Below are 26972 nucleotides of genomic sequence, written 5' to 3' on the forward strand. Positions count from 1 at the left end.
TTAACCTCTTGGCTCTTGAGGGCCGACACTGGCCGCCAGGATCGACAACACCAGTTGCTGGAAATCCAGACCGGCGGCACGGGCCGCCATCGGTACCAGGCTGTGATCGGTCATGCCGGGCGCGGTGTTGACTTCCAGGAACCAGAACTGCCCATCGGCGTCCTGCATCACGTCTGCCCGGCCCCAACCGGCGATACCCAGCGCCTCACAGGCCTTGGCCGTGAGGTCCATCAGTTCTTTTTCCTTGGCAGCGTCCAGCCCGCAGGGAATGCGGTACTGGGTATCGTTGGCGATGTACTTGGCGTCGTAGTCGTAGAACGTGTGGGGCGTGCCCAGCGCAATCGGAGGCAACACCTGGTCACGCAGGGTGGCGATGGTGAACTCGGGACCGGTGATCCATTGTTCGACCAACACTTGCGAATCGTAGGAACTGGCGTCCTTCCATGCCGCGGTCAACTCAGGCAGCGAATTCACTTTCGCCATGCCGATACTTGAACCTTCATGGGCCGGTTTGACGATCAAAGGGAAGCCCAGTTCCGTGGCCGCCGAAATACAATCGGCCTCGGACGCCAGCACGGCGTGACGCGGCGTCGGAATGCCAAGGCTGTGCCAGACCTGCTTGGTGCGCAGTTTATCCATCGCCAGGGCGGATGCCAGGATGCCGCTGCCGGTGTAGGGGATCCCCAGGCATTCGAGCAGGCCTTGCATGCTGCCGTCTTCGCCGCCGCGACCATGGAGGATGATGAACGCGCGATCGATCTTTTCGCTCAGCAGGCGCTGCAGGAAATCGTCGCCCACATCGATGCCGAAGGCGTCGACGCCGGCACTTTGCAAGGCTTGCAACACGGCGTTGCCGGACTTGAGGGACACCTCGCGCTCGGCGCTCTTGCCACCGAACAGCACGGCCACGCGGCCGAAGGCTTGCGGATCGAGGGTCGAGACCAGGTTGGCGTAGGCAGCAGTCATTTCAGTTTCCCCTCGCTGGAGGCCACGATTGCTCCGGCGAATAACGGACTTTTCAACAGTTTCGGGGCCAGGCCACCGATGTCACCGGCCCCCTGGCACAGCAGGATGTCGCCGGCGCGCAGCAACGGCTTGACCAGCGGCGCGAGGTCTACGCCACGTTCGATGTAGATCGGGTCCAACTGGCCGCGTTGACGAATGCTGTGGCACAGCTGGCGGCTGTCGGCCCCGGGGATCGGCTCTTCACCGGCCGGGTAGACTTCCATCAACAGCAGCACGTTGGCGTCGGCCAGCACCTGGACGAAATCGTCATACAGGTCGCGGGTGCGGCTATAGCGGTGCGGCTGGTAGACCATCACCAGGCGCCGCTCCGGCCAGCCACCGCGCACGGCCTTGATCACCGCCGCGACTTCGGTCGGGTGGTGGCCATAGTCGTCCACCAGCATCACGTTGCCGCCGTCCACCGGCAGTTCGCCGTAGACCTGGAAACGTCGGCCCACGCCCTGGAACCCGGACAGGCCCTGGACGATGGCTTCATCGCTGACGCCTTCGTCGGTGGCGATGCAGATGGTGGCCAAGGAATTGAGCACGTTGTGGTTGCCGGGCATGTTCACCGACACGTCCAACGGCTCGCGATCAGGGCGCAAGACGGTGAAGAACGTCTGCATGCCTTGCTGGCGCACATTGATGGCGCGCACGTCGGCGTCTTCGCCAAAGCCGTAGGTCACGGTCGGACGCTTGATCAGCGGCAGGATTTCACGCACCACCGGGTCGTCCAGGCACACCACGGCCAGACCGTAGAACGGCAGGTTGTGGAGGAACTCGACGAAGGTTTTCTTCAGTTTGTTGAAGTCACCGTCGTAGGTCGCCATGTGGTCGGCGTCGATGTTGGTCACCACGGCCACCAGCGGTTGCAGGTGCAGGAAGCTCGCATCGCTCTCGTCGGCTTCGGCGATCAGGTAGCGGCTGGTGCCCAGCTGGGCATTGGTGCCCGCGGCATTCAGACGACCACCGATCACGAACGTCGGGTCCAGGCCACCGGCCGCGAACACCGAGGCGATCAGGCTGGTGGTGGTGGTTTTGCCGTGGGTACCGGCGACGGCGATGCCATGGCGATAGCGCATCAGCTCGGCGAGCATCTCAGCCCGTGGCACCACCGGAATGCGGCGTTCCAGGGCGGTGGCGACTTCCGGGTTGGAGGTGTTCACGGCGCTGGAAACCACCAGCACGTCAGCATCGGCGGCGTTCTCGGCACGGTGACCGATAAAGATCTGCGCACCGAAGGACTCCAGGCGCTCGGTGACCGGGGAAGCTTTCAGGTCGGAACCCGAGACCTGGTAACCCAGGTTCAGCAATACCTCGGCGATCCCGCACATGCCCACGCCGCCGATACCGACGAAGTGGATACGGCGGATACGGCGCATTTCCGGTTGCGGCATGGCTTTGCGATTCTCAACCATGGGCCACCTCCAGGCAGGTATCGACCACTTGGGCCGTGGCATCGGGTTTGGCCAGGCGGCGGGCGGCGCGGGCCATGTCTTCAAGTCGTTGCGGCTGCATCAAAACCTCTGTCAGGCGGGCGGCGAGATCCGCGGCGCCAGTCGTTCTTTGCGGCATCAGGAAGGCAGCGCCTTCACGGGCCAAATAATCGGCGTTACGGGTCTGGTGATCGTCGATGGCGTGGGGCAAAGGCACCAGCATCGAGGGCAGACCGGCGGCAGCCAGTTCACTGATGGTCAGCGCGCCTGCGCGGCAGACCACCAGGTCGGCCCAGCCATAGGCTTGGGCCATGTCTTTGATGAAAGGCTGCACTTGCGCCTCGACGCCGGCGGCGCGGTAGCGCTCGGCGGTCACTTCATCGTGATGTTTGCCAGCCTGATGGAACACTTCCGGCCGCAGGTCGGGAGCGACCAGCGACAAGGCTTCGGGCAGCAATTTGTTCAACGGTTCTGCCCCCAGGCTTCCACCCAGGATCAGCAAACGCGCCTTGCGTCCAGCCAGGGCCGGGCGCGGTGTCTCCAGGAACAGCTCGGTACGCACCGGATTACCGGTGGTGCGGCGGCTGCCCGACAGGGTAAAGGTGTCGGGAAAGGCTTCACAGACCCGGGCGGCCAACGGCACCAGTAACCGATTGGCGGTACCGGCCACGGCGTTCTGCTCGTGGACGATCACCGGCACGCCGGCCAGTTTTGCCGCAACGCCGCCAGGGCCGGTCACATAACCACCGAACCCGACCACGCACACCGGGCGCAACCGACGAATGATCGCTCGCGCCTGCCAGATCGACTTGAGCAGCATCAGCGGCGCCTTGAGCAACGACAACTTGCCCTTGCCCCGCAGGCCGCTGGCGTCGATCCGGTGCAGTTCGAGGCCGGCGCCAGGCACCAGTTCGTTCTCGATCCCCCGCGGCGTACCCAGCCAGTGCACGGTGTAGCCCCGCGCCTGGAACTCCCGGGCACAGGCCAGCGCCGGGAACACGTGCCCGCCGGTACCGCCCGCCATGATCAGCACGTTAGCGCCCATGAGTCGGCTCCTCGGCGAAGTCGCTCTCCTGGAATTCCATCTCTTCGCTGCCCAGGTGGGTTCGGCTCTCCCATTCGATACGCAGCAACAGACCGAGACAGGCACAGCAGATCACCAGGGAACTGCCGCCATAACTGAGGAACGGCAGCGTCAGACCTTTGGTCGGCAAGAGGCCGACGTTCACGCCGATGTTGATCAGGAACTGGCCGATCCACAGGAACGACAAGCCATACGCCACGTAAGCGGCGAAAAACTGCTTGGCCTTTTCGGCCCACAAGCCGATGTACATGCCGCGCACACAGACGAACACGAACAGGGCGACGGTGCACAGGGAGCCGACGACGCCCAGCTCTTCGGCCAGTACCGAGAATACGAAGTCGGTGTGGGCTTCCGGCAGGTAGAACTGCTTCTGCACGCTGTTGCCCAAGCCCACGCCCAACCATTCGCCGCGACCGAAGGCAATCAGGGCCTGGGTCAATTGATAGCCGGAACCGAACTGGTCGGCCCACGGGTCGGTAAAGGTGATCAGGCGCGCCATCCGGTACGGTTGCGCCTGAACCAGCACGGTCACGGCCGCCACCGCCAACGCCACCATCAGGATGAAGCGAAACAGCCCGACCCCACCGAGGAACAGCATCGCCGCGGCGGCGCCCATCATCACCACCGTGGCGCCGAAGTCCGGCTCCATCAGCAGCAGGCCCGCCATGGGCAGCAAGACGATGAACGGCTTGAAGAAGCCCATCCAGCTCTCGCGCACTTCTTTCTGGCGACGCACCAGATAACCGGCCAGGAAAATCACCACGAAGACCTTGGCGATCTCCGAGGGCTGCACGTTGAAGAAGCTGAAGCCGATCCAGCGCATCGAACCGTTGACCTCGCGGCCGATCCCCGGCACCAGCACCATCACCAACAGGCCGAAGGCACCGAGCAGCATCAACCAGCCCAGGCGTTGCCAGGTGGCGATTGGCACCATCATGGTGACGATGCACGCGCCCAGGCCGATCACCAGGTAAACCAGGTGGCGGATCATGTGGTAAAGGGTGTTGCCCGACTGCACGGCGGCCACTTCCGACGACGCGGAGGTGATCATCACCAGGCCCAGGCCCAGCAAGGCCAGGCAACCGGCGAGCATCGGGAAATCCAGGTCGATGCCACGTCCGGTGATCAACGGCGACGGGTACGGCTTGATGATGTTCATCAGGCTCATGCCAAGTCCTCCGCGGCCCGGGCGAACAACTGCCCGCGCTCTTCATAGTTCTTGAACATGTCGAAACTGGCGCAGGCCGGTGACAACAGCACCGCATCGCCCGGCTGCGCGAGAGCGCGGCATTGCTGCACCGCCTCGTCCAGCGAACCGACGCGAACCAGCGGCACGGCATCGCCGAGGGCCTGGGCAATCAATTCGCGGTCGCGGCCCATCAGCACCACGGCACGGCAGTTGGCTGCCACGGGGTCGCGCAGGTCCTTGAAGTCGGCGCCCTTGCCGTCGCCGCCGGCGATCAGCACGAGCTTGCCTGCGATGTCCGCCCCCAGCCCTTCGATGGCCGCCAGCGCGGCACCGACGTTGGTGGCCTTGGAGTCGTTGTACCAGGCCACGCCATCGAGGTCGCGCACCCACTGGCAGCGGTGTTCGAGACCGGCAAACGTGCGCAGGGCCGATAGCATGGCGTCGAACGGCAGGCCGACCGCATGCCCCAGGGCCAACGCGGCCAGGGCATTGGCCTGGTTGTGGGCGCCACGAATCTTCAGTTCGCGCACCGGCATCAGGTTCTGGAATTCGAAGGCCAGGTATTTCTCGCCATTCTCTTCGCGCAAGCCGAAGCCTTTGAAATCCGGAACCCCCAGGCCGAAGGACCAGCACGGCATGCCCTCGCCCAGCAACGGACGGGTCAAGGCGTCCTGGCGGTTGAACACCACCTGCCGGGCCCCGCGGAAGATCCGGTGCTTGGCCAGGTGATAGGCCGGCAGGCCGCTGTAGCGGTCCATGTGGTCTTCGCTGACGTTGAGCACGGTGGCCACTTCGGCGCCCAGGTGGTCGGTGGTTTCCAGCTGGAAGCTCGACAGCTCCATCACGTACAGCTCGACGTCGTCGCTGAGCAGGTCCAGGGCCGGGGTACCGAGGTTGCCGCCCACGGCGACGCGCTTGCCGGCCGCCGCGGCCATCTCGCCCACCAGGGTGGTGACGGTGCTCTTGGCGTTCGAACCGCTGATGGCAACGATCGGCGCCTTGGCGTTACGCGCGAACAGCTCGATGTCGCCGGACAGTTTCACGCCACGGGCAGCGGCCGCCTGCAGGGCCGGAGTCGCCAGGGCCAGGCCGGGGCTCACGTAGAGCTCATCGGCGCGGCACAGGAACTCGACGTCCAGCTCGCCACAACGCACGTCCACCTGGGGATAGTCACGGCGCAGCGTGGCCAGCTCAGGCGGATTTTCCCGCGTGTCGGCCACGGCAAACGACACGCCCCGGTTCGCCAGGAAGCGAACCAGGGACATGCCGCTCTTGCCGAGGCCGACAACGATGCGGAAGTGGTCAGAAGCGATCAGGGACACTCGTTCTACCTCAGCTTCAGGGTGGCAAGGCCGATCAGCACCAGAATCACGGTGATGATCCAGAAACGGACGATCACACGCGGCTCGGGCCAGCCCTTGAGTTCAAAGTGGTGGTGAATCGGCGCCATGCGGAATACGCGGCGGCCGGTCAATTTAAAGGAAGCAACCTGAATGACGACTGACAGGGTCTCCATCACGAACACGCCGCCCATGATGAACAGGACGATTTCCTGGCGAACGATCACCGCGATGGTGCCCAGGGCCGCGCCCAGCGCCAGCGCGCCGACATCGCCCATGAAGACTTGCGCCGGGTAGGTGTTGAACCACAAAAAGCCCAGGCCGGCACCGATCAGTGCACCGCAGAACACGATCAGCTCGCCTGCCCCCGGCACATAAGGGATCAGCAGGTATTCGGCGAATTTCACGTTACCCGACAGGTAGCAGAAGATCCCCAGCGCGCCGCCGACCATGACCGTCGGCATGATCGCCAGGCCGTCAAGGCCGTCGGTGAGGTTGACCGCGTTACTCGACCCGACGATGACCAGGTAGGTCAGCACGATGAAACCGGCGCCCAGCGGAATGCTGTAGTCCTTGAGCATCGGCAGGATCAGGGTGGTTTCCACCGGCGAGGCGGCGGTCATGTAAAGGAAGATCGCCGCGCCGAGGCCGAACACCGACTGCCAGAAATATTTCCAGCGGCTCGGCAGCCCCCGGGAGTTCTTCTCGATCACCTTGCGGTAATCGTCGACCCAGCCGATGGCACCGAAAAGCAAAGTCACCAACAGCACGACCCAGACGTAACGGTTCGCCAGGTCGGCCCAGAGCAAGGTGCTGATGCCGATGGACGACAGGATCAACGCGCCACCCATGGTCGGGGTGCCGGATTTGGACAGGTGCGATTGCGGACCGTCGTTACGGACCGACTGGCCGATCTGCAGGTTCTGCAGGGTGCGGATCATCCACGGGCCCAGGAACAGCGACAACGACAACGCGGTCAGCACACCCAGGATCCCGCGCAGGGTCAGGTACTGGAAGACCGCGAAGCCTTTGTGGAACTGTTGCAGGTACTCCGCTAGCAGCAGCAGCATTAATGTTTCTCCGTGGAGGCGCCGCACAGTGCCGCGACGATGTTTTCCATCGCTGCGCTGCGTGAGCCCTTGATCAATAAGGTGGTGTTCGGGTCCTGCTCGGCGCCCAGGGCCTGGATCAGTTCGGCTTGAGTGGTGAAATGCCGCGCGTGTTCGCCAAACGCGGCGACCGCATGGGCCATCATCGGACCGACCGCATACAGCGCATCGACCTTGCCGCGCGCATAGGCACCAACGTCGTGATGGCCCTGTTGCGCCCACTCGCCCAGTTCACCGATATCACCCAACACCAGCACGGTGCGGCCGGAGAAACCGGCGAGGATGTCCACGGCCGCGCACATGGACGACGGGTTGGCGTTGTAGGTGTCGTCGATGACGCGCATGCCATTGCTGGCCAGTTGCGCGACGGAGCGCCCCTTGACCGGCTGCACGGCGTTCAGCCCGGCGACGATGCCCGGCAGCGACACACCCAGGGCATGGGCGGCAGCCGCCGCGGCCAGGGCGTTGGCAACGTTATGGGTACCCAGCAGGTTCAACTGGACCCGCTCGGCGCCGTCGGGGCTGTGCAGGTTGAAGGCCGGGCAACCACGGGCATCACGGTCCAGGTCGCTGGCGTAGAAATTCGCGGCGAGGTTGCTCAGGGCAAAGGTCAGCACCTTGCGCTCGCCCGCCCGGGTCTTCCAGATTTCGAAAGCCTTGTCGTCGAGATTCAGCACGGCGACGCCATCGGCATCCAGCCCTTCGATGATCTCGCCCTTGGCCTCGACGATTTTTTCCGGGCCGCCGAACTCGCCGACGTGGGCGGTACCGGCGTTGTTGAGCACCGCCACGTGAGGTTTGGTCATCGCCACGGTGTAGGCAATCTCGCCGAGCCGCGAAGCCCCCAGCTCGATGACGGCGGCGCTGTGTTCCGGCGCCAGCTCCAGCAAGGTCAGCGGCACGCCGAGGTCGTTGTTCAGGTTGCCACGGGTCGCCAGCACCGGACCGCGGGTGCGCAGGATGCTGGCAAGCATTTCCTTGACCGTGGTCTTGCCGCTGGAGCCGGTGATGGCGGCGACCGGGTTGCCATACGCCGCACGGTTCAGTGCACCGAGCTGGCCCAGGGCCTGGCGAGTGTCGTTGACGAGCAATTGCGGCAACGTGCTGTTGCTCACTTCCCGCTCGACCAGGGCTGCGACCGCACCTTTGCCCGCGACCTCGTTCAAGTAATCGTGGCCATCGAAACGCGGCCCGGCCAGGGCGACGAACAATTGCCCCGGTGCGATCGCCCGGCTGTCGATGCTGACGCCGTCGAAGCTGGCGTCCGCGGCGATGAGGCGCGCATTCAGGGCGTTGGTCAGTTCGCTGAGTTTCAGGGCCTTAAGCATGAGCCACCTCCCACGCGGTCAGGGCGTGATCGGCTTCCACCAGATCGGAGAACGCATGGCGTTCGCCGTTGATTTCCTGATAGTCCTCGTGGCCCTTGCCTGCCAGGACGATGACATCGTCCGCCGAGGCGCTGGCGATCAACTGGGCGATGGCCTGGCCGCGACCAGCGACGAAGTTGACCTTATCCACAGCGGTAAAACCGGCGCGGATGTCGTCGAAAATTCGCAGTGGGTCTTCGCTGCGCGGGTTGTCGTCGGTGACCAGCACACCGTCTGCCAGCCGCTCCACGACTTCGGCCATCAATGGCCGCTTGCCGCGATCACGATCGCCACCGCAGCCGAACAGGCACAGCAACTTGCCCTTGGCGTGAGGACGCAGGGCCGTGAGGACTTTTTCCAACGCGTCAGGGGTATGGGCGTAATCGACCACCACCAACGGTTGGGCCCCACCGCCAAGGCGCTGCATGCGCCCGGCTGGCCCTTCGAGCTTTGGCAGCACCTTGAGAATTTCGTCCAGCGCATAGTCCAGGCCGAGCAAGGCGCCAATGGCCGCCAATACGTTGCTCAGATTGAAGCGGCCGAGCAAGGTGCTGCGCAAATGGTGCTCGCCCTGGGGCGTGACCAGCGTGGCGCGCACGCCTTCATCATTGAACTGCGCCTGACGTATATAAAGGTAGGCGCTGGTATCTTCCAGGCTATAGGTGATCAACCGGGACTCGCGCTTGTCGGCGGCCAGTTGCCGACCGAACTCGTCGTCGAGGTTGATGACCCGGCATTTCAAGTCATTCCAGGCAAACAGCTTGGCCTTGGCTTCGCCGTAGGCCTGCATGGTACCGTGGTAATCTAGGTGGTCCCGGGACAGGTTGGTCAACACCGCCACATCGAATGCCAGCGCCGTCACTCGGCCCTGGTCCAGGCCATGGGACGAGACTTCCATCGCAACGGCCTTGGCACCGGCCTTCTTCAGGTCCGCCAGGGTCGCTTGCACGGCAATCGGGTTCGGCGTGGTGTGCAGGCCGCTTTCCAGCGCACCATGAAAACCGTTGCCCAAGGTGCCGACAATCCCGCAATGCTGGCCGAGCAGGTCCAACGCCTGGGCCACCAGTTGGGTCACGCTGGTCTTGCCGTTGGTACCCGTCACGCCCACCAGGTTCAGGTGACGGCTCGGGTCGCCATAAAAACGCCCGGCGATGTCCGACAGCTGCGCCGCCAGGCCCTTGACCGGAATCAATGGCACGTCAGTGATGGGCAGCACGGTGGCGCCTTGCACTTCATAAGCCACGGCAGCCGCGCCACGCTTCAAGGCGTCGGCGATATGGTCACGGCCATCGACACGGGCGCCCGGCACCGCCAGGAACAAGTCCCCGGCACGTACATTGCGGCTGTCCAGGGCCAATTCACGAATCAGCAGATCGTGACCGGCGTGGGCAAAAATCTTGTTCAGGCTCAGGGACATCAGCCACGCCCTCCTTCGGCTTTCAAGGGAACGACCGGTGCGGTATTGGCCTGCTGGGTCGGCGGCAGGTTATCCGGGGTAATGTTCATCAGGCGCAGGGTGCCGGACATCACTTTGCTGAACACCGGCGCCGAGACCAGGCCACCGAAATAACCCGCCTTGCTCGGTTCGTCGATGACCACGACGATGGCGTAGCGCGGGTCGCTCATCGGGCCGAATCCGGCAAACAGCGAACGGTAGGAATTCTCGGCGTAGCCTTTGGTGCCCACGGAAGTTTTACGGGCCGTACCCGATTTACCTGCCACGTGGTACGCCGGCACCTGGGCGCGATAGACACCACGCGGCGCCTCGATCACCTGCTGCAGCATGCCCTGCATGGTCTTGGCGACGTTTTCCGGGATCACCTGGGTGGTCTGCGGCGCCTTGTCGGTCTTGATCAGGGTCAGCGTTGCCATGCGCCCGTTGTTCGCCAGGGCGGAAAACGCATGGACCAACTGGATCGCAGTCACGGAAACACCGTAGCCGTAGGACAACGTGGCGGTTTCAGCCTTGCGCCAGTCACGGTAGTTCGGCAGGTTGCCGACACGCTCGCCCGGGAAGCCCAGGCCGGTGTCCTGGCCGAGGCCGATTTTCTGGGCCAGGCGATAGATCGTTTCGCCGCCGATATCGAAGGCGATCTTGCTCATGCCGACGTTACTGGAGTTGATCAGGATGCCGGTCAGGTCGAGCACCGGACCTTCGGTCTTGGACACGTCGCGGATGGTGTACTTGCCGATCTGCAGGGTGCCCGGGTACACCTCGACGGTATCGCTCGGCTTCCAGCGCCCGGTTTCCAGGGCGGCGGCCATGGACACGGCCTTCATGGTCGAACCCGGCTCGAACACGTCGATCATCGCGCGGTTGCGCATCATCGCCGGCTGCAGGTTGCGACGGTTGTTCGGGTTGTAGGTCGGCTGGTTGACCATCGCCAGGATCTCGCCGGTCTTCACGTCCATGATCACCAGGCTGCCAGCCTTGGCACCGTTCTCGACGATGGCATTGCGCAGCTCGCGGTTGGCAAGATATTGCAGGCGCAGGTCAATGGACAACGCCAAGGGCTTGCCGGCCTTGGCGTTTTTGGTGACTTGGACATCCTTGATCAGCCGGCCGCGCCGGTCCTTGATGACCTGTCGCTTGCCGGCGACCCCGGCGAGCCATTCGTCATAGGCCAGTTCGACACCTTCCCGGCCCCGGTCATCGATGTCGGTAAACCCGACCATGTGGGCCGTGACTTCACCGGCCGGGTAGAAACGCCGGAACTCTTCGATGCCGTAGACACCGGGTACTTTCAAGTCGAGCACGCTCTGGCCCTGCTCGGGCGTCAAGCCGCGCACCAGGTAAATGAATTCCTTGTTGGCCTGGGCTTCGAGGCGCTCGGCCAGGGCCTTGGGGTCCTGCCCGAGGGCGGCGGCCAAGGCCGGCCATTTTTCCTTGGCCAACTGCATTTCCTTGGCGCTGGCCCACAAGGTGGTCACCGGGGTACTCACGGCCAGGGGTTCGCCATTGCGGTCGGTGATCAGGCCACGGTGAGCCGGGATCGGAATATGCCGCACACTGCGGGCATCGCCCTGCCCCTTGAGGAAGTCACGGTCGACGACCTGCAGGTCGATGATGCGCCACGAAATCGCCGCCACCATGATCCCGAGCAAGCCCAGGACCAGACGAAACCGCCACGGGAACAGCGCCCCTTCGAGTTTCATCATGGCGCCACCATCTGCACTTCGGCGGCGCCGGGAATGCGCATTTTCAACTGTTCGGTGGCCAGGACTTCGATACGGCTGTGGGCGGTCCAGGTGCTCTGCTCCAGGATCAACCGCCCCCACTCGGCCTGCGCCTTGTCGCGCACGCTGAGTTCGTTATAAAGGGTATTGAGCAACTGCCGGTTCCAGTGCGCGCTATAGGACACGGCGATGGCCGACACGAGCACGCCGATAAACAGCAGCAGCATGAAAAAGCTGCCGCCGGGCAGGGGCTTGGCGAAGAGCTTGCTCACCGCAACTTCTCCGCGACGCGCATGACGGCGCTACGGGCACGTGGGTTGGCCTTGAGTTCGGCTTCGGAAGCGAACTGCGCTTTGCCATGGATCTTGATTTTCGGCACGAAGGCTTCGAAACGTACCGGCAGATTGCGCGGCAGGTTATCGGCTTCACCCTTGGTGAGCTTGCGCATGAACAGCTTGACGATGCGGTCTTCCAGGGAATGGAAGCTGATCACCACCAGACGACCGCCGATTTCCAGTGCCTCGAGTGCCGCTTCGAGACCCACCTGCAGATCGCCCAGTTCGTTATTGACGTGGATGCGCAGGCCCTGGAAAGCCCGGGTCGCCGGGTTCTTGCCCTTTTCCCAGGCCGGGTTGGCCACTTTCAACACCTCGGCCAGGTCGCCGGTGCGCTCGAAAGGCTTGATGTCGCGGCGCTCGACCACGGCGCGGGCCATGCGGCCGGAGAAACGCTCTTCACCGTATTCCTTGAAGACACGGGCGATTTCTTCCACCGGGGCGGTGTTGACGAATTCGGCGGCGCTGATCCCGCGGGACGGGTCCATGCGCATGTCCAGCGGGCCGTCATTGAGGAAACTGAAGCCGCGCTCCGGGTCGTCCAGTTGTGGCGACGACACGCCCAGGTCGAGCAGCACGCCACTGACCTTGCCGGCCAGGCCACGCTCGGCGACTTCCGCGCCCAGCTCGGCAAAGCTGCGCTGCACAACGACAAAGCGGCCGTCTTCGGCCGCCAGCGCTTGCCCGGTGGCAATCGCTTGAGGATCCTTGTCGAACCCCAGCAACCGGCCGTCCGGCCCGAGCTGGCTGAGAATCAACCGGCTGTGCCCGCCACGCCCGAACGTGCCGTCCAGATAGCAACCATCAGGACGTACGGCGAGAGCCTCGACGGCTTCGTCAAGCAGTACGGTGATGTGGTTAAAGCCGCTATCAATAGTCACAGGATCAAATCACGCAGTTCGTCAGGCATGGCGCCCGGTTGTTGAATAGCAGCGAGGTCAGCGGCAGAAACCGCATTCCAGGCATCTTCGTCCCACAGTTGGAACTTGTTCAGTTGGCCCACCAGCATCGCGCGCTTGTCCAGCTTGGCGTACTCGCGCAGGCGCGGCGGCACCAGGAAACGACCACTGCCATCGAGCTCGAGGTCGACGGCATTACCGATCAGCAAGCGTTGCAGACGGCGGTTTTCTTCACGCAGCGAAGGCAGTGCGCGCAGTTTGGTTTCGATGATTTCCCACTCATCCAGAGGGTAAACACACAAACATGGGTCAACGGCGTCGATCGTGACGATTAACTGCCCCGAACTTCGCGAAACGAGCTCGTCACGATACCGGCTGGGCATGGCAAGCCGGCCTTTTGCATCGAGACTGATAGCGTTAGCTCCGCGAAACACGTCAGCGTTTCTCCACTTTTTGGCGTTTTACCTTCAAAAAAACCCACTTCATGCCACTTTCCGCCACTTGCGCACACTATAGGAATGCGCCCACCGCACCGTCAAGGCGCGTAATGAAGGAAAAGCCTTATAGATCGGAGATTTAGGAGCGTTTCAGGAGGGGTAACAAGAATCTGACGTAGGAAAATTCGCCCCAACCTGAAGCAGCACAGGGGACTGCGCGCACAAGTTAAAGTGATTTGTTAAGAGTAAGATTTTTTTGGTCTTAGGAACTGCGTCTGCCAGTGATTCCGGCAGGAAGGGAAAAGGTGGAGAGTCGATCTGTAAGCCGGGTTCTGTCTTGAACAGTCATTCGTCTACGATGGCCATCACTGGACATCTTTAGCAACCTACCCGGTCCCAGCGCGGGCCACGCCTTGGGACCCTATTTGGTCTTGCTCCAAGTGGGGTTTACCTAGCCACGAACTGTTGCCAGCCGTGCGGTGCGCTCTTACCGCACCTTTTCACCCTTACCGGCGCCGAAACGCTTAGGCGGTTATTTTCTGTGGCACTTTCCGTAGGCTCACGCCTCCCAGGCATTACCTGGCACTTCGCCCTATGGAGCCCGGACTTTCCTCCCCCCCCTAATTCTCATAGAGGGCAGCGACTGTCCGATCGACTCTCCGCCGCGAAGGTTAACGGTAGAGCGCTTGAAGAACAAGCGCTAAAAGCCCCGGGCCAGCACCTTGTCCCGGTTTCACTGGTCTTTCTGTTTTTCCAGTGCGACCTGATACAGCACATTCTTGCGCTCGCCAGTGATCTGCGCCGCAAGGGCCGCGGCGCGCTTGAGGGGCATTTCCTCGAGCAGCAGGTTCAGGACGCGCATCGCCTCGCCGCTGACGGCATCCTCGCTTTGCGGCGGCGTCCAGCCTGCCACCAGCACGACGCACTCGCCGCGTTGCTGGTTGCTGTCGTTTTCCACAAAGGCGCGCAACTCGGTCAACGGCAGCCCCTTGAGGGTTTCAAAGGTCTTGGTCAACTCCCGGGCCAGCAGTGCCTGGCGTTCGGCACCGAACACCAGCTCCATGTCCTGCAGGCACTCCAGAATGCGGTGCGGCGCCTCATAGAAGATCAGCGTGCGCGGCTCTTCCTTTATAGCTTCCAGGCGCGCCCGCCGCCCCACCGCCTTGGCCGGCAGGAAACCTTCGAAGATGAAACGGTCCGACGGCAGGCCTGCCGCCGACAGCGCCGCGATCAACGCGCAAGCCCCCGGCACCGGCACCACACTGATGCCCGCTGCCCGGGCCTGGCGCACCAGATGATAGCCGGGGTCGGAAATCAACGGCGTACCCGCATCGGAAATCAGCGCGATATTATCGCCAGCCAGCAGCCGGGTAATGAAACGACTGCCTTCGTCCCGCTCATTGTGCTCATGACAGGCCGCCAACGGTGTGGAGATGCCGAAATGTTGCAGCAGGCGCTGGGAGTGACGCGTATCTTCAGCCGCGATCAGCGCGACCTCCTGCAGGATTTTCAGCGCCCGGGCACTGATATCGTCCAGGTTGCCGATGGGCGTCGCCACCACATAAAGCGAGCCGGCAGCGGAATTCAAAGCACCTGGAGCAGTCAAAACGCGCACCTCATGATCGTAAAAACCGCCATTGTAGCGTGTGACGGCCGTCTCAGCTGTTCACCACAGAGGCAATACCCTGTCTTTTGTGGCGCGCCGCACTCTTTGAAATACCTAAATTGATCGATTCACGCCAGTAACATCGCGCCCCGGCCAGTGCTTGGGTACAATTCGACGCTAATTTGATCTCGTATCAGGAACACTTACATGATCGCTTGCCTGCGGCTGCTCTCCGCCCTCTGCCTCGCTGCCCTCCTGGCGGCCTGCGCCAGCTCGCCCTCGTCCAGCCTTGGCGAACTTCCACGGACCCCGGATGCCAGTATCGAGCAGTTGCTCGAACAGGCCACCCAAAGCAAAACCCCGGAAAAAGCCGCCCTGCTACGCCTGAGTGCCGCAGACCTGGCCTACCGCCAGGGCAATGCCGGCCAGTCCGCACAGATCCTGCAACAAGTGCCGATGGAGCAACTCAAGCCCGGCCAGCAGATTTTCGCCAGCACGCTGTCGGCGGAACTGGCGATGACCCGCAACCAGCCCAAGGCCGCGCTGACCGCCCTGAGCCACCCAAGCCTGCAACACCTGAGCGAAATGCCAGTGGAGCAGCAGGTCCGCACCGGGACCGTCCGCGCCCGCGCCCTCGAAGCCGACGGCCAGACCCTGGCCGCCGCCAAGGAGCGCATCTTCATCGCGCCCTTGCTGAAGGACGACGCCGCGGCGAAAAACCACGAAGCCATCTGGTCGCTGATCGCCTCACTGCCCACCGACCAGTTGCAGCCCGCCTCCAACGACGACCTCGGCGGCTGGCTGAGCCTGGCCCAGGCCGTCAAGACCGCCGGCACCCTGGAACAGCAGCAGGCGGCCATCGACCACTGGCGCGAACAGAACCCGAAACATCCCGCGGCCCTGCAACTGCCGACGCCCCTGGTCAAGCTCAAGGAACTGGCCAGCCAGCCACTGAGCAAGATCGCCCTGCTGCTGCCACAAAGTGGCCAGCTGGCAGCGGTTGCCAAGGCCTTGCGCGAGGGTTTCATGGCCGCGCACTACCAGGCCCAGCAGGCCGGGCAAACGCCACCAAGCATCCAGTTCTATGACAGCGCCAGCCTGACCTCCATGGACGAATTCTATCGCAAGGCCCAGGCCGACGGCGTGCAACTGGTCATCGGCCCGCTGGAAAAACCCCTGGTCAAGCAGATCAGCACCCGCCCGCAATTGCCAATCACTACCCTGGCGCTGAACTACAGCGAAGGTGAACAAGGGCCACCACAACTGTTCCAGTTCGGCCTGGCACCCGAGGATGAAGCTCGCGAAGTGTCCCGTCGCGCCCGCGCCGATGGCCTGCACCGCGCCGCCGCCATGGTACCGAAGGGCGAATGGGGCGATCGTGTACTGAAAGCCTTCAGCCAGGACTGGCAGGCCAACGGCGGCACCATCGTCGCGATCGAACGGGTCGACCAGCCGGTCCAACTGGCCCAGCAGATCGCCGACATGTTCCAGTTGCGCCAGAGCGAAGGTCGCGCCAAGAGCCTGCAAAGCACCGTGGGCACCACGGTCGCGGCCCAGCCGTCCCGTCGCCAGGACATCGAATTCATCTTCCTGGCCTCGACACCGCAGCAGGCCCAGCAGATCAAGCCAACCCTGAACTTCCAATACGCCGGCGACGTGCCGGTCTACGCGACGTCTTCGGTGTTCAGCGCCAGCGGCGACCAGAACCAGTACAACGACATGAGCGGCATCCGCTTCTGCGAAACTCCGTGGCTGCTCGACGCCAATGACCCGCTGCGCAAGCAGGTCACGGCGCAGTGGCCCCAGGCGGGTGGCAGCCTGGGTCGGCTGTACGCGATGGGCGCAGATGCCTATCGCCTGGCACCACGCCTTGGCCAACTCAAGACGTTGCCGGACAGCCGCATCGAAGGCTTGTCGGGCAGCCTGGCCGTGTCGCCCACCCAGCGCGTACAGCGTCAACTGCCATGGGCCGAGTTCGTCAACGGCCAGGTGCAGCGCCTGCCGGACACCCAGCGCTGATGCCTGACCGATCACGCCAGCAAAGCGGACGGGATGCCGAGGACCAGGCCCTCGCGCATCTCCAGCAACACGGTCTGCGGCTGGTGGCGCAGAACTGGTTGTGCAAACGCGGCGAGCTTGATCTGGTCATGCTTGACGGCGATACAGTAGTATTCGTCGAAGTCCGCTACAGAAAAAATACCCAATGGGGTGGCGCGCTCGACAGCATTGACGAGCGCAAGCGCCAGAAGCTGGTGTTCGCCGCGCAGTATTTCCTGCAACGCGAGTCTCGCTGGGCCGATTACCCCTGCCGCTTCGACGTGGTTGCCATCGACAGCAACGCCGCCCAGCTGAACTGGCTGCAGAACGCCTTCGACAGTTGAGCGCCCATGCCGAGCCGGACACCTTCACCTAACTTTTTTGCTCTTTGCTTTGCGCGCCGCACATGTTTGTGCCCATAAGCCGCGCTACTTAAGGTCACACAGATGGACATGCAATCGCGAATTCGCCAGCTTTTTCAGGCCAGTATCGACACCAAGCAACAGGCGATGGACGTACTTGCACCGCACATCGAGCAAGCCAGCCAAGTGATGGTCAACGCCTTGCTCAACGAGGGCAAAATGCTTTCGTGCGGCAATGGCGGCTCGGCCGGCGACGCCCAGCATTTCTCGTCGGAGCTGCTCAACCGCTTCGAGCGCGAACGCCCGAGCCTGCCGGCGATCGCCCTGACCACCGACAGCTCGACGATCACCTCGATCGCCAACGACTACAGCTACAACGAAGTCTTCTCCAAACAGATCCGCGCCCTGGGCCAACCCGGCGATGTGCTGCTGGCGATTTCCACCAGCGGCAACTCGGCCAATATTATTCAAGCGATCCAGGCCGCACATGATCGCGAAATGATTGTCGTAGCATTGACCGGTCGTGACGGCGGCGGCATGGCATCACTGCTATTGCCCGAAGACGTCGAGATCCGCGTACCGGCCAATGTCACCGCACGTATCCAGGAAGTCCACCTGCTGGCGATCCACTGCCTTTGCGACTTGATCGACAGCCAACTGTTCGGGAGTGAAGAATGACCCCTAATCGCCTAGGCCTTCTGGCCCTGACCCTGTGCCTCGGCATCAGCGGCTGCACATCGGTGGTTAACGCCAGCCGGGAAAAGCCGATTGAAGACGACCGCGGCACCCGCACCTTCGGCAGCAAGATCGACGACTCCCTGATTGAAACCAAGGTCGGCGTGAACATTGCCAAGGCCGACCCGGACCTGGACAACAACTCGCACATCGTCGTCACCAGCTTCAACGGTGTCGTACTGCTGGCCGGCCAGACCCCACGTGCCGACCTCAAGGCCAAGGCCGAGCAGGAAGCCAGCGCCGTACAGCGGGTCAAGACCGTGCATAACGAACTGCAGGTCCTGCAACCCTCCTCGCTGCTGGCGCGCCAGAACGATGCGTGGCTGACCACCAAGATCAAGACCCAGATGCTCACCGACGCCAGCATTCCTGGCTCGCGCATCAAGGTTGTGACCGAGAACGGCATCGTCTATCTGTTGGGCCTGCTGACCAAGCAGGAAGCCGCCCAGGCGACCAACCTGGTGCAGGGTGTGTCCGGCGTGCAGAAAATCGTCAAGTTGTTTGAATACATCGACTGAGGCGACTCGCGGCTCTTGAGGCTGCATGTGGCTGGAAAAAACGGCGCTCACTCATACAGAGGAGCGCCGTTTTTTTATTTGATCGGGGCGCCCAGATCAAAAGCAAAAGCCAGGCAGCCTTATAGCCGACCCGTCTCTCTGGCTGCACCCCAATCAACTGTGGGAGCGAGCTTGCTCGCGATTGCGGTGTATCAGCCAACATCGATGCCGCTGACCTGACGCCATCGCGAGCAAGCTCGCTCCCACAATGGAATCATCGGGTACAGCCGGAGGAGACAGGTCGGCTATAAGGCCGCCTCGCTTTTGCCTCGCTTTTGCCTTGCTTTTGCTTTTGATCTGGGCGCCCCATTAACCACGCCGGCCGAACGCAGGCATTGCGCAGTGGGCATCCCGGCATGGATGCCGGGATAGCCGCGCTGGGCCATGGATGGCCCTTCGCGGCGGCCCACGGAGCAATGCCGGAGTGAGGGAACACCGAGCCTAGGCGAGGTGCCTAGTGGTGGGGCAAAAAGCGCTTTGGTTACTTTCGCGCTTTTCGAAAGTGACCCGCCGTAAGGGCGGAACCGCCAGTAGCCGTTACCGCAGAAACGGATATACACACCAATCCACCAGTGAATGCAGCCAAAAAAAAAATGCCCACATCTCACGACACGGGCATTTCCCTCAGCGAACAGCGAACAGATTACCTGCCCCGCTACTTCACCACCTTAAGACTAGGCCGACCACTAGGCCGCGGCGGCTCGTCATCCGGCGGTGGCAGGTCATCATCCGGCTCGAACTCTTCTTCACCGTCCAACGGCGCTTCCAGCTCAAACACCATGCCCTGGCCATTCTCCCGGGCATAAATCCCCAGAATCGCCGCAACAGGCACGTACAGGGTGTGTGGCACACCACCAAAGCGCCCTTCAAAACTGACGGCATCATTATCCATGTGCAGGTGACGCACAGCGGCTGGCGACACGTTCAGGACAATCTGCCCATCATTGGCAAAACCCTGCGGCACCTGCACCGATGGAAACTCGGCATTGACGAGCATGTGCGGGGTGCAATCATTGTCCACAATCCACTCGTAGAGCGCGCGGACCAGATAAGGTCGACTGGAGTTCATAGCGGCTCCCTAAGCCTTAGCGCATGTCGCGTTCGACACCAGACAGACTCGCCTGGAATGCCTCACGCGCAAATTGGCGCTCCATATAATCAAGCAGCGGCTTGGCAGGCCGCGGCAGTTCGATACCCAGAATCGGCAAACGCCAGAGTATGGGCAATAGGCAGCAATCCACCAGACTTTGTTCCTCACTGAGGAAAAACGGCTTGTCGACGAACAACGGCGATACGCCCGTCAGGCTTTCACGCAATTCCTTGCGCGCCACGACCCGCGCCGGCTCCTTGGTCCGGGAATCCAGGATCAGATCCACCAACCCGCACCAGTCACGCTGGATGCGATGGATCAGCAAACGGCTGTTGGCACGCGCGACAGGATAAACCGGCAGCAAGGGTGGATGCGGATAACGCTCATCCAGGTATTCCATCACCACGGTCGACTCCCACAACGCCAGGTCACGATCGACCAATGTGGGCAGGCTGCCGTAAGGGTTCACTTCGATCAGCTTCGGCGGCTGACGACCCGCTTCGACGTAAATGATCTCGGCGCTGACACCCTTCTCTGCCAGTACGATGCGTACCCGGTGGGAATAGTGGTCGGCGGGGTCGGAGTAACAGGCCAACCGATTGGTCACGCCCATGGCGATCCTCCTCGCTTGTTGAAATTATCGAAAAACGGAAAAACGAGCGCGCCCAGAGGGCGTCTCCCGTAACACCTGGCGGGCCAGGCTCGTTACATGTCTAGAGACGCCCTTGGGCGCGCACGATTCACAGCAATGGCTTACAGCTTTATCAATGCACGTCTTTCCAGTATTCACGCTTGAGCAGGTAAGCGAATACGAAGAAGAACGCCAGGTACAGCAATACATAGGTACCGATGCGCTGATGCTCCAGCTTCACCGGGTTGGCCGAGTAGGCCAGGAAGGTCACCAGGTTCTTGACCTTCTCATCGAACTGCTCCGGGGTCAGGCTGCCGGTGTTCGGCAATACGGTCAGCTGGTCGCAGGCTTCATGGGTCAAAGCGGAGCCAGTCAGCGGATCGAATTGCTTTTTGCCGTCTTCAACGATCTGAACCTGTTTGCAGCCTACCACCTGGCGCCCCTGGAGGCCGACCAGAACGTTAGGCATGCCGACGTTCGGGAAGACCTTGTTGTTCACGCCCCATGGACGTGCAGGGTCTTCGTAGAACGAACGCAGGTAACCGTAAAGCCAGTCGGTGCCACGCACGCGGGCAACCAGGGTCAGGTCCGGCGGCGCGGCGCCGAACCAGGTCTTGGCGTCCGCAGGCTGCATGCCGATGGTCATGTGATCGCCCAGTTTGGCACCGGTGAACACAAGCTTCTCGAGCATCAGCTCATGGGGGATACCCAGGTCATCGGCAACGCGCTCATAGCGCTGGAACTTGGCACTGTGGCAACCCATGCAGTAGTTGGCGAACGTACGTGCGCCGTCCTGCATGGCCGCTTTGTCGGAAACGTCGATGTCGACTTTTTCCAGCTCCGGACCACCGTGTTCAGCCGCGAAGGACAGTACAGGCATAGCAGCAAGAATCAGTACAGCAAATAGCTTTTTCATCAGCCAGTCACCCTTTCCGGAACCGGTTTGGTCTTCTCGAGCCTGGTGTAGAAAGGCATCAGAATGAAGTAGGCGAAGTACAGGAAGGTGCAAACCTGCGACAGCAGCGTGCGTCCAGGTGTCGGTGCCAGTACGCCCAGCACGCCCAGGATCACGAACGAAATGCAGAACACCACGAGCCAGATCTTGCTCAGCCAGCCTTTGTAGCGCATCGACTTGACGGGGCTGCGGTCCAGCCACGGCAGGACGAACAGCACGGCGATGGCCGCGCCCATGGCGATAACGCCCAGCAGCTTGTCCGGGATCGCCCGCAGGATCGCGTAGAACGGCGTGAAGTACCAGACCGGGGCAATGTGCTCAGGGGTCTTGAACGCGTTTGCCTGCTCGAAGTTCGGCTTCTCGAGGAAGTAACCACCCATTTCCGGGAAGAAGAACACGATGGAGCAGAAGATGAACAGGAAGACCACCACGCCGACGATGTCTTTCACGGTGTAGTACGGGTGGAAGGCAATGCCATCCAGCGGTACGCCGTTCTCGTCCTTGTGTTTCTTGATGTCCACGCCATCCGGGTTGTTCGAGCCGACTTCGTGCAGCGCGAGGATGTGCAGCACCACCAGGCCGAGGATCACGATCGGCAGGGCGACCACGTGCAGGGCGAAGAAGCGGTTCAGGGTGATGCCCGAGATCAGGTAGTCACCACGAATCCACTGGGTCAGGTCGTCACCGATGACCGGGATCGCACCGAACAGCGAGATGATCACCTGGGCACCCCAGTAGGACATCTGGCCCCACGGCAGCAGGTAGCCCATGAAGGCCTCGGCCATCAGCGCCAGGTAGATCAGCATGCCGAAGACCCACACCAGTTCACGCGGCTTCTGGTACGAACCGTAGAGCAAGCCACGGAACATGTGCAGGTAGACCACGATGAAGAACGCCGAAGCGCCGGTGGAGTGCAGCAGACGCAGGATCGAGCCGTACTCGACGTCGCGCATGATGTATTCGACGGAGGCAAACGCTTCTTCCGCCGACGGGGTGTAGCTCATGGTCAGCCAGACACCGGTGACGATCTGGTTGACCAGAACGAGCAGCGCCAGGGAGCCAAAGAAGTAGAAGAAGTTGAAGTTCTTCGGAGCGTAGTACTTGCTGAGATGGTCTTCCCACATTTTGGTCGCGGGAAAGCGCGCATCAACCCAATCCATTAGTTTGCTCATCACGCTTTCTCCGTATCGACGCCAACGACAATGATGTCATCGGTCTCATAGGAATGCGGGGGAACTGGCAGGTTCAGAGGTGCAGGCTGCGACTTGTAGACGCGACCGGCCAGGTCGTAGTGGGAGCCGTGGCAAGGGCAGAAATAACCACCGACCCAGTCCTTGCCCAGGTCGGCAGGCGCCACTTCAGGGCGGAACGTTGGCGAGCAACCCAGGTGCGTACAGATCCCGATCAGCAGCAGGACCTCTGGCTTGATCGAACGCGTCTGCGGGTCGACATAGGTCGGTTGCGTAGAGTTCTTCGAGGACGGGTCGGACAACTGACCCTCGATCTTTTTCAGATTCCCCAGGATTTCCTCTGTACGGCGGACGATGAACACCGGCTGGCCGCGCCACTCAGCAATCATCTGCTGGCCTGGCTCGATCTTGCTGACATTCACTTTCACCGGTGCACCTGCGGCTTTCGCCTTGGCGCTGGGAAACCATGACCCCACGAACGGGACCGCAGCCCCCACCGCTCCTGCAGCACCCACCACGGATGTGGCTGCTACCAGGAAGCGACGCCGGCCTGCATTCACGCCGTCATTGCTCATTCAGTCCTCTCCCATCAGCTTTGTGGCCTGTTAGATCAGGCGTCTACTAAGTAAAAATCTGAACTTATAAAAATTTTGCCGAATGGTAATGAAAAGCCCCAATTCTGACAAGGTAATTACCAAGCGGCCAAACCGCCAAGCCTTGTAGTATAGGGGCTCTACGAATGTGGCAAGTTGTCACAGAGCAATTCTTTTGCCCATAAAAAAACGCCCAGCTCCGTGAGGAACTGGGCGCCTTTTGAAAGCGGAAGCGAAATTAACGCTTCGAGTACTGCGGACGCTTACGCGCTTTACGCAGACCGACTTTCTTACGTTCAACTTCGCGAGCATCGCGAGTTACGAAGCCGGCTTTGCGCAGAGCACCACGCAGAGTTTCGTCGTAATCCATCAGGGCGCGAGTGATGCCGTGGCGGATTGCGCCAGCTTGACCACTTACACCACCACCGATAACAGTGACGTAGATGTCGAATTTTTCGACGGTCTCGGTCAGTTCCAGCGGCTGACGAACTACCATGCGGGCAGTTTCGCGGCCGAAGAAATTATCCAGGGAGCGGTTGTTGATGGAGATGTTACCAGTGCCCGGACGCAGGAAAACGCGTGCGGTTGCAGTCTTGCGACGGCCAGTGCCGTAATTTTGAGTCGCCGACATAATGAACTATTCCGTTAAAACTTCAGTTCTTGGGGCTGCTGAGCAGTATGAGGGTGAGCAGCGCCCGCATAAACCTTCAGCTTACGATACATGTCGCGACCCAGTGGGTTCTTAGGCAGCATGCCTTTAACCGCGGTCTCGATCACGCGCTCAGGGGCTTTGGCGATCAGCTTTTCAAAGTTGATCGACTTGATGCCGCCAGGAAAACCGGAGTGGGAGTAGTACATTTTGTCAGTGGTTTTAGCGCCAGTAACACGTACTTGCTCAGCGTTGATCACGACGATGTAGTCACCGGTGTCAACGTGAGGGGTGTACTCAGGCTTGTGCTTGCCACGCAGACGGCTCGCGATTTCGGTGGCCAGACGACCCAGGGTCTGACCAGCAGCGTCGACGACAAACCAGTCGCGCTTTACTGTTTCCGGTTTAGCAGTAAAAGTTTTCATTCTTTATAGCCTCAGGGGCCGCCCTGTAAATTAGACGGCGGATCTTACTGAATAGTGCGTACTTTGACAAGTCAAAGGCAGCCGGATACAGACGCTTTCGGGGGCTCGGGTCGGCGCGTCCGTTCAACGGCAAGATTCTTCGGCGGCGGCGCATCACTTCCACTGCAGAAAGAGGTGCGCAATTATGCAGATTGCGAAAAATATTTCAACCTGCTTTTATGATTGTTTTGCCCAAGGAGTTCCCGATGGACTATCGCCAGCTAGGCCGTACCGATCTGAACGTGAGTGCCCTGTGCCTCGGCACCATGACCTGGGGTGAGCAGAACAGCGAGGCCGAGGCCTTCGCCCAGATCGAACGCGCCAAGGGTGCCGGCATCAATTTCATGGACACCGCCGAGATGTACCCGGTGCCCCCAAGGCCGAGACCTACGCCACCACCGAGCGCTACATCGGCAATTATTTCAAAAGCCGCGGCGACCGTGCCGACTGGATCCTGGCGAGCAAGATCGCCGGTCCCGGCAACACCATCGACTACATCCGTGACAAGAACCTCAAGCACAACCGCCAGCACATCGTCGAAGCGCTGGACGCCAGCCTCAAGCGCCTGCAAACCGACTACATCGACCTCTATCAGTTGCACTGGCCGGAGCGCAGCACCAACTTCTTCGGTCAACTGGGCTACCAGCACAAGGCCGACGAAACGTTCACCCCACTGGAGGAAACCCTCGAAGCCCTGGACGAACAGGTCCGGGCCGGCAAGATCCGCCACATCGGCCTGTCCAACGAAACACCGTGGGGCACCATGAAGTTCCTGGCCCTGGCCGAGGCCCGTGGCTGGCCGCGGGCGGTGTCGATCCAGAACCCGTACAACCTGCTCAACCGCAGCTTCGAGGTCGGCCTGGCGGAAATCGCCATCCGTGAACAGTGCGGCCTGCTGGCTTACTCACCCTTGGCGTTCGGCTTCCTGTCGGGCAAATATGAGAACGGCGCACGACCGGCCAAGGGGCGTTTGACGCTCTACAGCCGCTTCACACGCTATTTCAACGCTCAATCGGAAGCCGCGTGCAGCCGGTACGTGGCGCTGGCCCGTGAGCACGGCCTGGACCCGGCGCAGATGGCCCTGGCGTTCGTCACCCAACAGCCGTTCGTGACCAGCAACATCATTGGCGCCACCACCCTGGAGCAACTGGACAGCAACATCGAAAGCGCCGACCTGAAGCTGTCGGACGAAGTGCTGGCGGGGATCGAGGCGATTCACAAGGATCAGCCGAACCCTGCGCCTTGATTGATTCATAGGCCCCATCACGAGCAAGCTCGCTCCCACAGGGTTTCTGCGCCAATGCAGGAGCCCCATGTGGGAGCGAGCTTGCTCGCGATAGCGGACCCAAGCCCACCACCGCATCAAAGCGACCGCGCAATGATCTCCTTCATGATTTCATTGGTCCCGGCATAGATCCGCTGCACCCGCGCATCCGCCCATGCCCGGGCAATCGGGTATTCCCACATGAAGCCGTAGCCGCCATGCAACTGCACGCACTCGTCGAGCACCTTGCATTGCAGGTCGGTGCCCCAGTACTTGGCCATCGCCGCCGTCGGCACGTCCAGCTTGCCTTGCAGGTGCAGTTCCAGGCAGCGGTCGACGAAGACCCGGCCAATCTGGATTTCGGTAGCCATTTCCGCGAGCTTGAAACGGGTGTTCTGGAAGTCGGCGATGGTTTTGCCGAACGCCTTGCGCTCGCGGGTGTAGTCCAGGGTCCATTGCAGCGCCGCTTCGGCCGAAGCCAGGCCGCCGATGGCGACGGTCAGGCGCTCCTGGGGGAGCTCTTGCATCAGGTAGGCAAAGCCCATTCCGGCCTGCCCGAGCAGGTTGTCCTTCGGCACGCGGACATCCTGGAAGAACAGTTCCGACGTGTCCTGGGCCTTCATTCCGACTTTTTCCAGGCGCTTGCCCTTTTCGAAGCCCGGCGTGCCCGCCTCCACCAGGAACAGGCTGGTGCCCTTGGCACCAGCCTTGGGGTCGGTCTTGGCGACCACAATCACCAGGTCCGCCAGGAAACCATTGGTGATGAACGTCTTGGAGCCGTTGATGACGTATTCGTCACCGTCCAGCACCGCCGTGGTCTTCACCCCTTGCAGGTCGGAACCGGCGCCCGGCTCGGTCATCGCGATGGCCGTGACCATTTCGCCAGACACCAGTTTCGGCAGGTACTTGTGTTTCAGCGCCTCACTGCCGTAATGCAGGATGTACGGCGCGACGATGTCGGAATGCAGCGAGAAACCGATCCCCGTCAGCCCCAGGCGGCCGATCTCCTCGATCACCACCGTGCTGTAGAGGAAGTCCGCGTCCAACCCGCCATAAGCCTCTGGAAGGTGCGAGCACAACATCCCCGCCTCCCCCGCCTTGTTCCAGAGCTGGCGATCGACATGCCCCTGTTTTTCCCACTGACTGTGGTACGGCACGGCTTCTTTTTCGAGGAAGGTTCGTACGCTGTCGCGAAACAATTCGTGCTCGGGACTGAACAGTGTTCTTGGGATCATGGCGCACCTTTGATTATTGTTGGACGTGGTTATCCGACAGAGCCTAAGCCTGCGGTGTACGACAGGACACTGGACACATCCGACAAAAAATAAGACGATCCAGCCGTCTAGTGACCACTTTCCCCTATAAAAATAAAGATGAATTATGTCTATGCACGCCTCCACGCCCTTGCGGCGCGTCAGCATCCTGGCAATCGACCGGGTCTTCGCCTTCACCCTCATGCAA

Annotated in this window: 25 protein-coding genes, 1 other RNA gene and 1 pseudogene; 5 read left to right on the plus strand and 22 right to left on the minus strand. The window is 61.7% G+C overall.

Annotation, left to right across the window (positions count from 1 at the left end; all coding sequences use genetic code 11):
• From ACZ5M5_RS24985 to rsmI, 14 genes are all read right to left on the minus strand, one after another.
• On the minus strand, positions 1-966 hold the full coding sequence (locus ACZ5M5_RS24985; protein WP_060740759.1) for a D-alanine--D-alanine ligase: 966 nt from the start codon (positions 964-966) through the stop codon (positions 1-3).
• On the minus strand, positions 963-2423 hold the full coding sequence (gene murC, locus ACZ5M5_RS24990; RefSeq protein ID WP_060740758.1) for a UDP-N-acetylmuramate--L-alanine ligase: 1461 nt from the start codon (positions 2421-2423) through the stop codon (positions 963-965). Before murC ends, ACZ5M5_RS24985 begins: the two co-directional genes overlap by 4 nt.
• Positions 2416-3486: an undecaprenyldiphospho-muramoylpentapeptide beta-N-acetylglucosaminyltransferase gene (murG, locus tag ACZ5M5_RS24995; protein ID WP_464738124.1), complete on the minus strand. Its 1071-nt coding sequence runs from the start codon at positions 3484-3486 to the stop codon at positions 2416-2418. Before murG ends, murC begins: the two co-directional genes overlap by 8 nt.
• Complete coding sequence (gene ftsW / locus ACZ5M5_RS25000) at positions 3476-4693, minus strand: putative lipid II flippase FtsW (protein WP_092166204.1); 1218 nt, start codon at positions 4691-4693, stop codon at positions 3476-3478. The genes murG and ftsW overlap by 11 nt, the downstream gene beginning before the upstream one ends.
• On the minus strand, positions 4690-6036 hold the full coding sequence (gene murD, locus ACZ5M5_RS25005; RefSeq protein WP_464738125.1) for a UDP-N-acetylmuramoyl-L-alanine--D-glutamate ligase: 1347 nt from the start codon (positions 6034-6036) through the stop codon (positions 4690-4692). Before murD ends, ftsW begins: the two co-directional genes overlap by 4 nt.
• 5 nt (positions 6037-6041) lie before the next feature.
• Positions 6042-7124: a phospho-N-acetylmuramoyl-pentapeptide-transferase gene (gene mraY / locus ACZ5M5_RS25010; RefSeq protein ID WP_003205349.1), complete on the minus strand. Its 1083-nt coding sequence runs from the start codon at positions 7122-7124 to the stop codon at positions 6042-6044.
• Positions 7124-8491 carry a UDP-N-acetylmuramoyl-tripeptide--D-alanyl-D-alanine ligase gene (locus tag ACZ5M5_RS25015; protein ID WP_060740754.1) on the minus strand — a complete coding sequence of 456 codons (1368 nt, stop codon included), beginning with the start codon at positions 8489-8491 and terminating at the stop codon, positions 7124-7126. Before ACZ5M5_RS25015 ends, mraY begins: the two co-directional genes overlap by 1 nt.
• A complete protein-coding gene (locus ACZ5M5_RS25020) occupies positions 8484-9947 on the minus strand; it encodes a UDP-N-acetylmuramoyl-L-alanyl-D-glutamate--2,6-diaminopimelate ligase (RefSeq protein WP_060740753.1) in 1464 nt (487 codons plus the stop codon). The genes ACZ5M5_RS25015 and ACZ5M5_RS25020 overlap by 8 nt, the downstream gene beginning before the upstream one ends.
• On the minus strand, positions 9947-11686 hold the full coding sequence (locus ACZ5M5_RS25025) for a peptidoglycan D,D-transpeptidase FtsI family protein (RefSeq protein WP_464739451.1): 1740 nt from the start codon (positions 11684-11686) through the stop codon (positions 9947-9949). Before ACZ5M5_RS25025 ends, ACZ5M5_RS25020 begins: the two co-directional genes overlap by 1 nt.
• Entirely contained in the window at positions 11686-11979 is a 294-nt protein-coding gene (gene ftsL / locus ACZ5M5_RS25030) for a cell division protein FtsL (RefSeq protein ID WP_003178214.1), read from the minus strand. Before ftsL ends, ACZ5M5_RS25025 begins: the two co-directional genes overlap by 1 nt.
• Positions 11976-12923 (minus strand): 16S rRNA (cytosine(1402)-N(4))-methyltransferase RsmH, encoded by a 948-nt coding sequence (gene rsmH, locus ACZ5M5_RS25035; RefSeq protein WP_060740751.1) that lies wholly within the window; start codon positions 12921-12923, stop codon positions 11976-11978. Before rsmH ends, ftsL begins: the two co-directional genes overlap by 4 nt.
• The gene (gene mraZ / locus ACZ5M5_RS25040; protein ID WP_003205355.1) at positions 12920-13375 is read right to left on the minus strand and encodes a division/cell wall cluster transcriptional repressor MraZ; all 456 of its coding nucleotides are present in this window, start codon (positions 13373-13375) and stop codon (positions 12920-12922) included. Before mraZ ends, rsmH begins: the two co-directional genes overlap by 4 nt.
• 308 nt (positions 13376-13683) lie before the next feature.
• Positions 13684-14037, minus strand: an RNA gene (gene rnpB / locus ACZ5M5_RS25045) — RNase P RNA component class A.
• A gap of 74 nt (positions 14038-14111) precedes the next feature.
• Positions 14112-14984 carry a 16S rRNA (cytidine(1402)-2'-O)-methyltransferase gene (gene rsmI / locus ACZ5M5_RS25050; protein WP_103308299.1) on the minus strand — a complete coding sequence of 291 codons (873 nt, stop codon included), beginning with the start codon at positions 14982-14984 and terminating at the stop codon, positions 14112-14114.
• A gap of 207 nt (positions 14985-15191) precedes the next feature.
• Between rsmI and ACZ5M5_RS25055 the strand changes: the two genes are divergently transcribed.
• The 4 genes from ACZ5M5_RS25055 (at position 15192) to ACZ5M5_RS25070 (ending at position 18636) form a co-directional block, all read left to right on the plus strand.
• Positions 15192-17003, plus strand: coding sequence for a penicillin-binding protein activator (locus ACZ5M5_RS25055; protein ID WP_060740749.1), 1812 nt, complete (start codon positions 15192-15194; stop codon positions 17001-17003).
• The gene (locus tag ACZ5M5_RS25060; protein WP_464738126.1) at positions 17003-17365 is read left to right on the plus strand and encodes a YraN family protein; all 363 of its coding nucleotides are present in this window, start codon (positions 17003-17005) and stop codon (positions 17363-17365) included. Before ACZ5M5_RS25055 ends, ACZ5M5_RS25060 begins: the two co-directional genes overlap by 1 nt.
• Positions 17366-17467: 102 nt before the next feature.
• The gene (locus tag ACZ5M5_RS25065) at positions 17468-18061 is read left to right on the plus strand and encodes a phosphoheptose isomerase (protein WP_007928463.1); all 594 of its coding nucleotides are present in this window, start codon (positions 17468-17470) and stop codon (positions 18059-18061) included.
• Complete coding sequence (locus ACZ5M5_RS25070) at positions 18058-18636, plus strand: BON domain-containing protein (protein WP_030139689.1); 579 nt, start codon at positions 18058-18060, stop codon at positions 18634-18636. The genes ACZ5M5_RS25065 and ACZ5M5_RS25070 overlap by 4 nt, the downstream gene beginning before the upstream one ends.
• Positions 18637-19330: 694 nt before the next feature.
• On the opposite strand, the gene ACZ5M5_RS25075 is transcribed toward ACZ5M5_RS25070, so the two are convergent.
• The 7 genes from ACZ5M5_RS25075 to rplM all read right to left on the minus strand — a co-directional run bounded on the left by ACZ5M5_RS25075 (position 19331) and on the right by rplM (position 24208).
• Positions 19331-19744: a ClpXP protease specificity-enhancing factor gene (locus tag ACZ5M5_RS25075; RefSeq protein ID WP_053124982.1), complete on the minus strand. Its 414-nt coding sequence runs from the start codon at positions 19742-19744 to the stop codon at positions 19331-19333.
• 16 nt (positions 19745-19760) lie between these two features.
• Positions 19761-20378: a glutathione S-transferase N-terminal domain-containing protein gene (locus ACZ5M5_RS25080; protein WP_003178195.1), complete on the minus strand. Its 618-nt coding sequence runs from the start codon at positions 20376-20378 to the stop codon at positions 19761-19763.
• A gap of 151 nt (positions 20379-20529) precedes the next feature.
• Positions 20530-21312: a cytochrome c1 gene (locus tag ACZ5M5_RS25085; RefSeq protein WP_060740747.1), complete on the minus strand. Its 783-nt coding sequence runs from the start codon at positions 21310-21312 to the stop codon at positions 20530-20532.
• Positions 21312-22523 (minus strand): cytochrome b, encoded by a 1212-nt coding sequence (locus ACZ5M5_RS25090; RefSeq protein WP_030138561.1) that lies wholly within the window; start codon positions 22521-22523, stop codon positions 21312-21314. The genes ACZ5M5_RS25085 and ACZ5M5_RS25090 overlap by 1 nt, the downstream gene beginning before the upstream one ends.
• Entirely contained in the window at positions 22523-23116 is a 594-nt protein-coding gene (petA, locus tag ACZ5M5_RS25095; protein WP_060740746.1) for a ubiquinol-cytochrome c reductase iron-sulfur subunit, read from the minus strand. Before petA ends, ACZ5M5_RS25090 begins: the two co-directional genes overlap by 1 nt.
• Before the next feature lie 256 nt (positions 23117-23372).
• The gene (gene rpsI, locus ACZ5M5_RS25100; protein ID WP_003205364.1) at positions 23373-23765 is read right to left on the minus strand and encodes a 30S ribosomal protein S9; all 393 of its coding nucleotides are present in this window, start codon (positions 23763-23765) and stop codon (positions 23373-23375) included.
• A 14-nt stretch (positions 23766-23779) separates the two neighbouring features.
• Positions 23780-24208 (minus strand): 50S ribosomal protein L13, encoded by a 429-nt coding sequence (rplM, locus tag ACZ5M5_RS25105; RefSeq protein WP_003205365.1) that lies wholly within the window; start codon positions 24206-24208, stop codon positions 23780-23782.
• Positions 24209-24453: 245 nt separating this feature from the next.
• Here rplM and ACZ5M5_RS25110 point away from each other — a divergent pair.
• Positions 24454-25493, plus strand: a pseudogene (locus tag ACZ5M5_RS25110) (NADP(H)-dependent aldo-keto reductase).
• Positions 25494-25609: 116 nt separating this feature from the next.
• Here ACZ5M5_RS25110 and ACZ5M5_RS25115 read toward each other — a convergent pair.
• The gene (locus tag ACZ5M5_RS25115; protein WP_060740744.1) at positions 25610-26746 is read right to left on the minus strand and encodes an acyl-CoA dehydrogenase family protein; all 1137 of its coding nucleotides are present in this window, start codon (positions 26744-26746) and stop codon (positions 25610-25612) included.
• Positions 26747-26972 lie beyond the last annotated feature (226 nt).

It is taken from the genome of Pseudomonas sp. Van50 (assembly GCF_055390755.1).

Coding starts and splice junctions, on each gene's coding strand:
- ACZ5M5_RS24985 (WP_060740759.1), bottom strand. CDS start 966: ATGACTGCTGCCTACGCCAACCTGGTCTCGACCCTCGATCCGCAAGCC.
- murC (WP_060740758.1), bottom strand. CDS start 2,423: ATGGTTGAGAATCGCAAAGCCATGCCGCAACCGGAAATGCGCCGTATC.
- murG (WP_464738124.1), bottom strand. CDS start 3,486: ATGGGCGCTAACGTGCTGATCATGGCGGGCGGTACCGGCGGGCACGTG.
- ftsW (WP_092166204.1), bottom strand. CDS start 4,693: ATGAGCCTGATGAACATCATCAAGCCGTACCCGTCGCCGTTGATCACC.
- mraY (WP_003205349.1), bottom strand. CDS start 7,124: ATGCTGCTGCTGCTAGCGGAGTACCTGCAACAGTTCCACAAAGGCTTC.
- ACZ5M5_RS25015 (WP_060740754.1), bottom strand. CDS start 8,491: ATGCTTAAGGCCCTGAAACTCAGCGAACTGACCAACGCCCTGAATGCG.
- ACZ5M5_RS25020 (WP_060740753.1), bottom strand. CDS start 9,947: ATGTCCCTGAGCCTGAACAAGATTTTTGCCCACGCCGGTCACGATCTG.
- ACZ5M5_RS25025 (WP_464739451.1), bottom strand. CDS start 11,686: ATGAAACTCGAAGGGGCGCTGTTCCCGTGGCGGTTTCGTCTGGTCCTG.
- ACZ5M5_RS25055 (WP_060740749.1), top strand. CDS start 15,192: ATGATCGCTTGCCTGCGGCTGCTCTCCGCCCTCTGCCTCGCTGCCCTC.
- ACZ5M5_RS25060 (WP_464738126.1), top strand. CDS start 17,003: ATGCCTGACCGATCACGCCAGCAAAGCGGACGGGATGCCGAGGACCAG.
- ACZ5M5_RS25065 (WP_007928463.1), top strand. CDS start 17,468: ATGGACATGCAATCGCGAATTCGCCAGCTTTTTCAGGCCAGTATCGAC.
- ACZ5M5_RS25070 (WP_030139689.1), top strand. CDS start 18,058: ATGACCCCTAATCGCCTAGGCCTTCTGGCCCTGACCCTGTGCCTCGGC.
- ACZ5M5_RS25075 (WP_053124982.1), bottom strand. CDS start 19,744: ATGAACTCCAGTCGACCTTATCTGGTCCGCGCGCTCTACGAGTGGATT.
- ACZ5M5_RS25080 (WP_003178195.1), bottom strand. CDS start 20,378: ATGGGCGTGACCAATCGGTTGGCCTGTTACTCCGACCCCGCCGACCAC.
- ACZ5M5_RS25085 (WP_060740747.1), bottom strand. CDS start 21,312: ATGAAAAAGCTATTTGCTGTACTGATTCTTGCTGCTATGCCTGTACTG.
- ACZ5M5_RS25090 (WP_030138561.1), bottom strand. CDS start 22,523: ATGAGCAAACTAATGGATTGGGTTGATGCGCGCTTTCCCGCGACCAAA.
- petA (WP_060740746.1), bottom strand. CDS start 23,116: ATGAGCAATGACGGCGTGAATGCAGGCCGGCGTCGCTTCCTGGTAGCA.
- rpsI (WP_003205364.1), bottom strand. CDS start 23,765: ATGTCGGCGACTCAAAATTACGGCACTGGCCGTCGCAAGACTGCAACC.
- rplM (WP_003205365.1), bottom strand. CDS start 24,208: ATGAAAACTTTTACTGCTAAACCGGAAACAGTAAAGCGCGACTGGTTT.
- ACZ5M5_RS25115 (WP_060740744.1), bottom strand. CDS start 26,746: ATGATCCCAAGAACACTGTTCAGTCCCGAGCACGAATTGTTTCGCGAC.